This is a genomic window from Lactococcus ileimucosae, assembly GCF_943193185.1.
Classification (GTDB): domain Bacteria; phylum Bacillota; class Bacilli; order Lactobacillales; family Streptococcaceae; genus Lactococcus; species Lactococcus ileimucosae.
The window spans coordinates 21,357-31,402 of sequence record NZ_CALPDE010000023.1; the positions used below are offsets into that span (position 1 = coordinate 21,357).

Annotated in this window: 7 protein-coding genes; 2 read left to right on the forward strand and 5 right to left on the reverse strand. The window is 41.7% G+C overall.

All coding sequences use genetic code 11. The features are described 5' to 3' along the window. Nucleotides 1–102: 102 nt before the first annotated feature. From NFR51_RS09170 to ligA, 4 genes are all read right to left on the reverse strand, one after another. Entirely contained in the window at nt 103–1,086 is a 984-nt protein-coding gene (locus tag NFR51_RS09170) for a LacI family DNA-binding transcriptional regulator (protein ID WP_251713387.1), read from the reverse strand. Nucleotides 1,087–1,225: 139 nt separating this feature from the next. Further along, entirely contained in the window at nt 1,226–2,362 is a 1,137-nt protein-coding gene (locus NFR51_RS09175) for an ABC transporter ATP-binding protein (RefSeq protein ID WP_251713388.1), read from the reverse strand. Nucleotides 2,363–2,476: 114 nt separating this feature from the next. Further along, the gene (locus tag NFR51_RS09180; RefSeq protein ID WP_251713389.1) at nt 2,477–3,481 is read right to left on the reverse strand and encodes a diacylglycerol kinase; all 1,005 of its coding nucleotides are present in this window, start codon (nt 3,479–3,481) and stop codon (nt 2,477–2,479) included. Then, the gene (gene ligA, locus NFR51_RS09185; protein WP_251713390.1) at nt 3,478–5,445 is read right to left on the reverse strand and encodes an NAD-dependent DNA ligase LigA; all 1,968 of its coding nucleotides are present in this window, start codon (nt 5,443–5,445) and stop codon (nt 3,478–3,480) included. Before ligA ends, NFR51_RS09180 begins: the two co-directional genes overlap by 4 nt. Before the next feature lie 256 nt (nt 5,446–5,701). Here ligA and NFR51_RS09190 point away from each other — a divergent pair, with 256 nt between their 5' ends. Beyond that, a complete protein-coding gene (locus NFR51_RS09190; RefSeq protein WP_251713391.1) occupies nt 5,702–6,808 on the forward strand; it encodes a PASTA domain-containing protein in 1,107 nt (368 codons plus the stop codon). Further along, nucleotides 6,805–8,946: a transglycosylase domain-containing protein gene (locus NFR51_RS09195; protein ID WP_251713392.1), complete on the forward strand. Its 2,142-nt coding sequence runs from the start codon at nt 6,805–6,807 to the stop codon at nt 8,944–8,946. Before NFR51_RS09190 ends, NFR51_RS09195 begins: the two co-directional genes overlap by 4 nt. Before the next feature lie 230 nt (nt 8,947–9,176). Here NFR51_RS09195 and NFR51_RS09200 read toward each other — a convergent pair. After that, nucleotides 9,177–10,046, reverse strand: an 870-nt coding sequence (locus NFR51_RS09200; RefSeq protein ID WP_251713393.1) for a hypothetical protein, incomplete at its 5' end; no start/stop codon positions are given.

Below are 10,046 nucleotides of genomic sequence, written 5' to 3' on the forward strand. Positions count from 1 at the left end.
CTAAAACGGTTTAGCTACTTACAGTATAATGTAACCGCTGTCATTTGTCAAGTGCTTCTGCTCAATTTTTTTACTTTTTAATCAAGAAAAAAAGTACACTCCCTAGAATTGTGCACTTTCTCTAACAATAATTTCATAAGGGACCAATCGCTTTCTCACTCGTCCCTCTTCTATCTGTTCAATGACATCTGAAACAGCATTCTTTGTAATTTCACTAATATTTTGTCTTACCGTACTTAAAGTTGGGGTAATATATGAGGCCAAGGTGATATCATCAAAGCCAACGACAGCAATCTCGTCCATCATCTGACGTTGAATTAATGCCTTAATAATCCCGATTGCCATCAAATCACTGGCTGCATAGATAGCATCAAATTGTGTCAAATCAGGATATTCATAAATTAAATCAAAAGCTTTTTGTTCTTGATAATCGGCATAAAGGACATGAGGCTTATACTGTCCTAATCCTTTTCGATACCCCGCTTCACGTGTTTGCGAAACCACGGCTTCTTTAGACCCATTGACAAAAAGAATCTTCTTGTAGCCTGCATGAATCAAGCGTTCCGTCACCTCAATCGAGGCACCATAGTTATCGACAGCTACCGATCCGATATTCAAATCATCCAAGGCAAGATCAATTCCTACAATGGGTAAAGGTAAAGCAGACAACTCTCCATAATACGGATCTGAAGTACGCAATCCCTGGATGATAATACCTGAAAGATCATATTCTCGAGCCAACTGCAGGAGAGACTTTTTTTCCTGTTTTTTACGATCTGTTGGGATAAACATGAATTCATAATCGGTTTGGTCAACACTATCAATGACTCCACCCAATATTTCGAGAGGCATCGCAACGCCGCGTGTCACATTTATTTCATTCAAAACAAGTGCAATGATTTTATTTTTTTTGGTAGACAAGTGCCGCGCAGCACTATTAGGGGTGTACTCTAGTTTTTCAGCTGCAGCAAAAACTTTCTTCTGAGTTTCTTCACTGATATCCTCGTAGCCATTAAAGACACGAGAAACCGCACTAATGGACACACCTGCAGCTTTTGCCACATCTTTAATAGTTATTTTTTTCATCTTTCTCCTCGTACAAACTGCTCTCATCATAGCATTTTTCATACGCACTATCAAGAACTAAAACGTTTTTTTACTTGACAAGAAAAATGCCCCTCTCTGGGCATTCTTATATATTCGACATCTTGTGAATAAAATTTATTTAGTCTTCCGCAATACGCACTTCTGTTTCTTTATCAAAGAAATGCGCTTTGTTAAGGTTAAGTGTCACAGTAATTTTTTCACCAGGCTGACGGAAATCTCTTGCTTCTACACGAGAGACAAGTTCTGTATCTCCTGCCTTAAGATAAAGCATTGTTTCTGCTCCTAAAAGCTCTGAAACAGTTACTTCTGTCTCTATTTGAGCGCCAGGATAAGCTTGCTCCGCAATACTTGAGGCTGAAATATCTTCGGGACGAATACCCATAATAACTTCCTTAGAAGAATAGCCTTTTTCCTTCAAAAGCTTGTGCTGACCTTCTGGAAGCAGCAAACTGATGCCGTCTCCTTTTAGCGTATCTCCCTCAACTTTTAAATTTATAAAGTTCATAGCTGGGCTGCCGATAAAGCCAGCAACAAACTTTGTCGCAGGTTCATTATAAAGTTCCTGAGGTGTTCCCACCTGCTCGATACGTCCAACCGTTCCTGACTTATCTGCATTTGGTGAAGCACTCATGATGACGATACGGTCAGCAAGTGTCATCGCTTCTGTCTGATCATGTGTAACGTAGATTGTTGTTGCACCGATGCGACGGTGAAGCTTAGCAATTTCTGTACGCATCGAAACACGAAGTTTTGCATCTAAGTTAGACAGAGGTTCATCCATGAGAAAGACCTTGGCATCACGGACAATAGCACGTCCCATGGCTACACGTTGACGTTGTCCCCCAGACATATCGGCAGGTTTACGATCAAGAAGATCTGTCAGACCAAGAATCTTAGCTGCTTCTTCGACCCGCTGTTTGATTTCCTCCTTTTTATATTTACGGAGTTTAAGTCCAAAAGCCATGTTGTCAAAGACTGTCATATGTGGATAAAGCGCATAGTTCTGGAAAACCATAGCAATGTCACGATCTTTTGGCGCAACATCATTCATCAACTTTCCATTGATAGTAAATTCTCCCTCTGTGATATCTTCGAGTCCTGCAATCATCCGCAATGTTGTTGATTTTCCGCATCCTGATGGGCCAACAAAAACGATAAATTCTTTATCTTTTACATCCAGATTAAAATCTTCTACAGAATATTGGGTGGCGTTGGGGTATTTTTTGTAAACTTTGTCTAATTTGAGTGTTGTCATTGTTTCTCCTTTATCTTTTTGTATTTGATGTTATATTCATTTTAATGCAAACGCTTCCGTTAAACAATATAAAATCTGTACAAAAAAACTGTACATTATGCACAGTATAATTTGTTATTCACTTTCTTTCTTGAGTTGCTCAGCTTCCTCTGCAAATTTTTGGGCAACAGCTTCTAAAGCTAGACCTTTCTCATCATCTGAATAATGATCATTATTAATTTCATCAAGATTAACAAAAATTTCGATATGACCATGAAGGTTGGTAAAGGTTACTGGCGCCTCACCGCCGTATTCACCATCTACATTTATCATCATCCTTTTATCTGTGAGTGGCTCTATCTTTATTTTACTCGTTTTCAAGTATTCAATATTCACATCATCAACATGACTGCCCTTAATAACCATTGAAATCAAAGCGAGTAATTCAAAAAGATTATCTGTTTTCACCAAAATCAGTGTAAATAGACCGTCATCTAATTTTGCATCAGGGGCAATCTTCTCAAAACCGCCAACAGAGTTTGTTAAGGCAGCAAAAAACATCGAAATTTCACCCTCAAATACGCCGTCATCATAGGTCACTCTGACCTTTTGTTTTCTAATCTGTGGCAAAAGATCAACACCTTTTGCTAGGTAAGCCAGATAGCCAAAAGCCGTTTTTAATCGACTCGGCACACTATAAGTGAGCTCTGTCAGACTACCTCCTGCAGCAATATTGATAAAGTATTCCCCGTCATTAACTTGACCTACATCTATGTTTAGCGTTTGATTTTTACCAATCATTTCAACGGCAGCCAAGGGTTTATTTCGAGGAATTTTGAGTGCACGCGCAAAATCATTGGTCGTTCCAGTCGGAATAATAGCCAACTTGGGCCTTTTTTCAAAGGGAGAAATTCCACTGACAATCTCATTGATTGTTCCATCACCACCTGCCGCTACAATCAAGTCAAAACCCATTTTGGTCGCACGCGCAGCTTCTTTCTGAGCCGACTGCGGCTCAGGTGTCGTTTGAAAAGCAGACACCTCATACCCGAAACTTTCCAGCTTGTCCAAAATGTCAGCCACATTTTTCTTGATAATTTCCTGTCCACTGCTCGGATTGTAAATCAATCTTGCTTTCATAAATTCAGCAACTCCTCTTCTGACCAGACCTCAATGCCCAAGTCTCGTGCTTTAGTTAACTTTGAACCCGCATCTGCACCTGCAACAACAAGGTCCGTCTTCTTAGAAACTGAGCCAGCAACATTTGCTCCCAAAACTTCTAATTTCTCTTTAGCTTCTGTTCGTGTCATCGATGTTAATTTTCCAGTTAAGACAACTGTTTTTCCTGATAAAACACTGTCTGTTTTTGGTTTAACACCAAGATATTCAAAATTTACACCAGCCTCTTCTAATTCATTGAGTAAAAGCTGTGCACCTTCTGTTGCAAAATATGTCGTTACTGCTTTTGCAATTACTGAACCTAAACCTGCAATTTCTGCAATTTCTTCCAAGCCTGCTTGTGATAAACGACGAATATTACCAAAACGTTCAAGGAGTAACTTTGCTGCCTTTGCCCCCACGTGACGAATTCCCAAGCCAAAAAGGAGTTTCTCCGCTGAGTTTCCTTTTGAAGCTTCAATAGCTGCCAATAATTTTGTAGCTGATTTTTCTTGAAATTTGTCCAAAGCCAATAATTCATCCAGCTGTAACTTATAGATATCTGCGACATCTTTAATTAAAGAATTGGTAAAAAGTTGTGTCACGATGGATTGCCCCAAACCAGAAATATTCATGGCACCTCGGCTGGCAAAATGAATGAGTTTCTCTCGATTTTGTGCAGGACACAGTGGGTTAATACAGCGTAAAGCCACCTCGTCTTCAAAGTGCACAAGTTCAGAAGCACATTCTGGACAATATTTTGGAATAGCCATCTCCACAGAGTCCTTAGGACGCTTATCAATCAAGACACGCTGCACAGCTGGGATAATATCGCCAGCTTTATAAATCATTACTTTATCTTTAAGGCGGATGTCTTTCTCTTTGATATAGTCTACATTATGCAAGGTTGCTCGCGACACCGTTGTTTGTGCTAAGGTAACAGGTTCCATATTAGCTGTCGGTGTCACAACCCCCGTCCGTCCTACTGTCCAATCCACAGACAAAATCTCGGTTTCTGCAAGCTCTGCCGGAAACTTATAAGCAATAGCCCAGCGCGGCGCTTTAACCGTAAAACCTAATTCCTCTTGTTCTGCCAGATTGTTAAGCTTAACAACGACACCGTCTATGTCATAGTCCAGAGTATCTCGCATAGTGGCAATACGCTCAATAAAGTCCCAGACTTCATCAATATTCCTCGCAAAAACGCGCTCTTTATTCACAACTAGACCGAGCTTTTCTAGATACTCCAAAACTCCTTCCTGCGTTTCGTTTGTCGCAGGGCTGGCCTCTTGATAAAGGAAAGTTGCTAGACCACGTTTACTCACTTCTTTGGTATCCAGTTGGCGAAGAGTCCCGGCTGCGGCATTTCGGGGATTGGCAAAAGAAGGTTTTCCTTCTAGTTCACGTTCTGCATTCAGTTTTATAAAGTTTTTTCGAGGCAAGTATGCCTCACCACGCACCACGATATCAACAGCTTCTTTCAAGACAAGAGGCACATCCTTGATTCTCTTGACATTTTCTGTGATATTTTCCCCGACAGTTCCATCGCCACGTGTCGCTGCTGCTACAAGCTTTCCTTCTGTGTATTTTAAAGAAAGTGAAAGACCGTCTATTTTTAGTTCACAAATGTATTCAGGTTTCGGAATGACTTTACGCACACGTTCATCAAACTCCTCTAACTCCTCACGTGAAAAAGCATCAGATAGACTGTAGAGATTGTATTCGTGCTGGTATTTTTCAAATCCTGCTAAGACAACATCGCCGGTACGGTGGGTCGGAGAATCCGCACGTACCAAGTGAGGGTTTTCTTGTTCCAGTGTCTCTAGCTCACGATAAAGACGGTCATACTCCGCATCTTCTACAGAGGGCGTATCCAAGGTATAGTATTCGTAAGCATATTTATTTAATAGCTCCGTTAAATTTTTAATCTTTGACTCGGTATTCATACTAATAATTTTATCATATTTTTCCTTTTCTTCTGAGCAAGAACAGTTGCTCTACTGCTAAAGAAGCGTTACATTATCAAGTCGGAACTCTCCTGTGCTGAGTCTTAGTAGATATGCGATAGAAACTCTCACTTTTTCCAACTATAAAGACGGCATTCATTTCCTCTGCTTGCACTTGATGATTGTTATCTTGCGTGGTGTGATATAATGGAGAAGCTTAGTGCCTATATTAAGCTTAATACTTATGAGGTTTTAGATGAAAAAGCAAATCTTCAATAAAGTTATTATCGCACTGGTCCTTCTTTTGAGTGGCATTATCATAATCGCCGGACTACTCGGACGACAGATTCTCTTTCGCGACTATCCTGTCTTTCAGTCAATGTCCCAAAAAGAAATTATCGAAACAACAAATATTCGACCTGACGATAACGACTATATCAAAAAATTAAAAAATAATGCTCTGGATGTCTATCTGAGCAATGCATCTAGTGAACTCGCCGAAAATTTGAGGGTTAATGAACAACTTATCAACCGTATCATAAATGGTGAAATGTCTGAGGAGCAGTTCTCTCAGAGTCAAGAGCAGCTACAGCAAGCGCTTGGGGCCAGCGATGAGCAAATGGCTCAACTGTCCCAGCTTTATGAAAATGCTCGCCTGTCTCGTGCTGTTCAAGAGCTTCAAGCGGAGACGGAGACTTTAAAAGCAGAACAGCTTCCTCAATTTATTGAAAAAGCAAATCAGTTGGCCCAACAAACTGAAAAAAGCATTCAATCTTACATTGAGGATGATGCTGCTGTTTCTCAACCAACCATTATAGACTCTATTCAGACACTTAACCAAGCAAATGCTCTTCTCAACAACTTTACCCAGTTTGTGAATTATACAAACAGTTACAGTACAATTAACCGCCTTCAATTTGGCCAAATTGCAACTGATAACACGCTTATGGAAGAATTTATTCCTGTCTTCAATAAAGTCAACACATATTTGAGCAAAAAAGAAACTGTTGAGGCGCGTATCAAAGAGTTAACTGCCTTTCAAAAGAAAGTCGAAAAATCAGAGCAACTCAAGGCCTCCAGTGTTGTTCTCCCAAATCTTAGAGGAAAAACTTTGGCTGAGGCAAGGAAAATCGCCCAGACAGATTTTCAAATCAAAGTTCCCACACAGTTTGAGGATAAAGATACAGTGATAATCACTCAGCAAAGCCCTAATCCCTCAGACTATGCACGGATTATGAAGGGACAAACCGTCACCGTTCAAACACAAGAAAAAGAAAAAACAGGCTCAAAGACGGATGACAAAACAGAAGCAAATAATAATAATAATGATGATGAAGATAAAAATAAAGGAGAGGAAAAATGACTAAAAAAATAATACTCCGCACACTGTCCATTTTTTTCCTTGTCCTTTTGTTTTTCACGGCTGTTGGCGCCGTTGGTGCCGTTTATCTCTTGAACAAAGAGTCACACAATGCTCACACAATCGAACTGAAACCTTCACCGCAAGCAATATCTCAATCTTTTACAATCACAGATATTAATGGAGAAGCCCTCCAAGAATCCTCAAATATTTACAAATACATCCCCGCACAACTTTCCGGCAAGGAGCAAAACATTCCTGAGCTTTATATAAAAGCATTAGTAGCAGTCGAGGACAGTGACTTCTATTCCCGTAAAACTAAGGGTTACTCGATAAAGGGTGTCAGCAATGCGATTTTATCTGAAGTCCTCACGCGTTTACACCTTGCGCGTGGTCCACGCGGTGGCTCAACAATTGATCAGCAGTTAGCCAAAAACATTGCCCATGGTGGTTTTAACGCCGACAAATCCCTTTCTCGTAAAATTGTTGAATTAATTGATGCACATAGCCTTGCCGAACGCTATTCACGCAATGAAATTCTGACCAGTTATCTCGACACCCTGCGCTTAACTCCAGATACCATTGGACCAGGAGCAGCTTGGAACAACCTTTTTTCCACACCAATGATGACTGACGAAAAAACTCCCCTCTACATTGCACAAATTGCATACTTAGCAGGCCTTGGGCAAGCACCTTCGACTTACGTCCAAGATTTTTCAGGCGCTGGGAAACAACGCGCACTCACTGTCTTGGCTGTCATGAAGTCTAGCAAAATTATTTCTGAGCAAGAATACAAGGACAGTGCTGAAGCAGTGAAAAAAGAACTTAAGCTCAACCCAAATTATACACAAGGTATTCCTCATGCTTATCAAGCTTACATCGCTCAAGTTCAAAAAGAACTTGGACAATTGGCCTTACCAAGAAATGCTAAAGTTGTCGTCAAAACCTATGCCACAAAAGGACATCTGGATTATCTAGAAACCGTAGCCAACCATACCGCGCCTGATGTATCTAATATCCCCCGTAATGAACTTCCCGAGGGTGCTTTAACAGCCATCTCTGTGGTTGACACTAAGACAGGGCATATCTTGGCGCTCAATACAAATTCGGATAATCCACAGCTTCCTATATCATCTGTCCGTTCTTCCGGTTCAACAATCAAGCCACTGCTAGACTATGCGCCAGCGCTTGAATATGGATACATCAACGAAAACAGCATTCTGAATGGTAATGCGACAACCTATGCAAACGGTAAACCTTTAATGAATTATGGCGGAAAAAGCTATGGACCGGTCCCAGCAAGTTTTGCTCTTGGAAATTCTTTGAACTCTGCTGCACTCCAAACTTTTGATATGACGAATGACGATCAAAAAAATAGTATCATGCGACCTTTAGGCATTGCTTCGCATCATTATGATCAATCACATTCAATCAGTTATGATTTCTCCCCTTTACAAGCTGCTTCTGCCTATTCTGCTATTGGAAATGACGGTGTACGCATCACACCGACTACCATAGCTTCTGTTAGTGTAAATGGTCAAGAAGTTCCTCTCAGCCAACCTGAAACGCAACGTGCCATGAGTTCTTCAACGGCACGGTCTCTGGTCAACCTTATGCAAAATGTGACACAACCCAACGGTTCTGAGCCCTTAGCTGCACAGCCGCAATGGCCCAATGCCTTTGCTACAAAGTCTGGACTTTCCAACTTCCCTGAGACTGCCACAGAACCTGCCCGTAGCCAAGGTGCTCCTGATGCTTGGATGGCTGCTACATCAACTGGTGTTTCTACTGCTGTTTGGGTAGGAAGCCCTGATATGAGTGGTAAATATTATATCCCAGCCGCCCCAATCGAACAAGAAAACAACATGCGTGTTTACCTGCTCAACAATACCATCAGATTTATGAATGAAGGCAGAAATGTGACGCCGTTTACTTTCTCTGGTACAGCCCTGTCACACACCCCTCTTTTACCTGAGTTACCCCAGCTCGTTTCTCCTCCAACTCCTCAAGCGATTCAACAGGCAAAAGCATTCAATGCTGCTGCACCAACTGTTACTCCGAAACTTGAAGAATTTTATCAGGAACATCGGCAAGACAAACTTGTCGAAGCTCGCTCAGTTTATGGGGCTAACGAGGAGTGATAGCTCATATCATAAAAAATAGAAAAATAGCCCTACTCTATCATACAGGCTTAAGAAGCACCAAGCCAAAACAATGAAAACTCGCGGAATAACGGCATACAAGAATGCTGTTTTATTCCGCGAGTTTTTTATGGCCTTGAGTAAAATCAACTCACTATGACTTTTATCCCAGACTTTTTCCTTTTGTAATTTTGGTTAAGGGAGGCAGGTTTCTAAATTTTTGTAACAGATCAGTTTCCTTGATTGATAATCAGAGCAGGGCGCATGCCACCAGTAGAATTCGCAATACCTATAGAATCTGGTCCCGCGAATCCTCCACGGTTTCCTACACGCCAAGCCCGTCCTGGAAGCCATGGAGTACGCGTCCACCACCAGCCTAACGCTCCATGTCCACGTTCCAAAGCGGTAGGAAATCCTCGCCCTGGACCTGATAAGCGTAACACATCTGCAACGGAAAGAACAAAAGCACGAGGACTACCACTTGGATCAATCTCAGTCACATCACTCGCAATATTGAGGTCAGCAAGGTTAGTAATCATCCACTGACTTTCATCATCCCAAATAATGTCTTCAGGAAGAAGCTGACCTGTGTCAAAGCTATCTGACACGGGTTGAACCATGTCCTGAACTTCCTGGGAAAGTGTGCTATACCAATCGTCCATAGCTCCTTCTTGATTGTAAAAGTTAATATCACGTATCGCATTATCCCGAATAATCATATGGTTTCCGTTATCCATATCTTCAAGATAGCGGTATCGTTCCCCTGCCATGGTAAAGATACGCCCCGGACGCATGGTCGAAAAGTCAAAGGCTGCTGGCGGGCTGTCTTCGTTAGGCAGTGGGTTAGGGCCGTCATCATGCATGGCTCCATTCTGGATACCACGGAGGAACTCTGCCAGCTCCGCATGGTGTTGCTCCCCGTCATTGAGGAACTCCTCATGCTGGTCAGGACTTACTAAGCCACTCTCCACATGGATCCCATAGTAGTAAAAGCCGTTAAAGACTTTGTCCTCAATGGCAGCCGTCATCTCCGCTGCATCAAGCAGGTAAGAGCTCGCTTGCTCACTGTCCAGTCTGTTGGCCCAGTAAGCCCATCCTGT

Coding starts and splice junctions, on each gene's coding strand:
- NFR51_RS09175 (WP_251713388.1), bottom strand. CDS start 2,362: ATGACAACACTCAAATTAGACAAAGTTTACAAAAAATACCCCAACGCC.
- NFR51_RS09170 (WP_251713387.1), bottom strand. CDS start 1,086: ATGAAAAAAATAACTATTAAAGATGTGGCAAAAGCTGCAGGTGTGTCC.
- NFR51_RS09195 (WP_251713392.1), top strand. CDS start 6,805: ATGACTAAAAAAATAATACTCCGCACACTGTCCATTTTTTTCCTTGTC.
- NFR51_RS09180 (WP_251713389.1), bottom strand. CDS start 3,481: ATGAAAGCAAGATTGATTTACAATCCGAGCAGTGGACAGGAAATTATC.
- NFR51_RS09190 (WP_251713391.1), top strand. CDS start 5,702: ATGAAAAAGCAAATCTTCAATAAAGTTATTATCGCACTGGTCCTTCTT.
- ligA (WP_251713390.1), bottom strand. CDS start 5,445: ATGAATACCGAGTCAAAGATTAAAAATTTAACGGAGCTATTAAATAAA.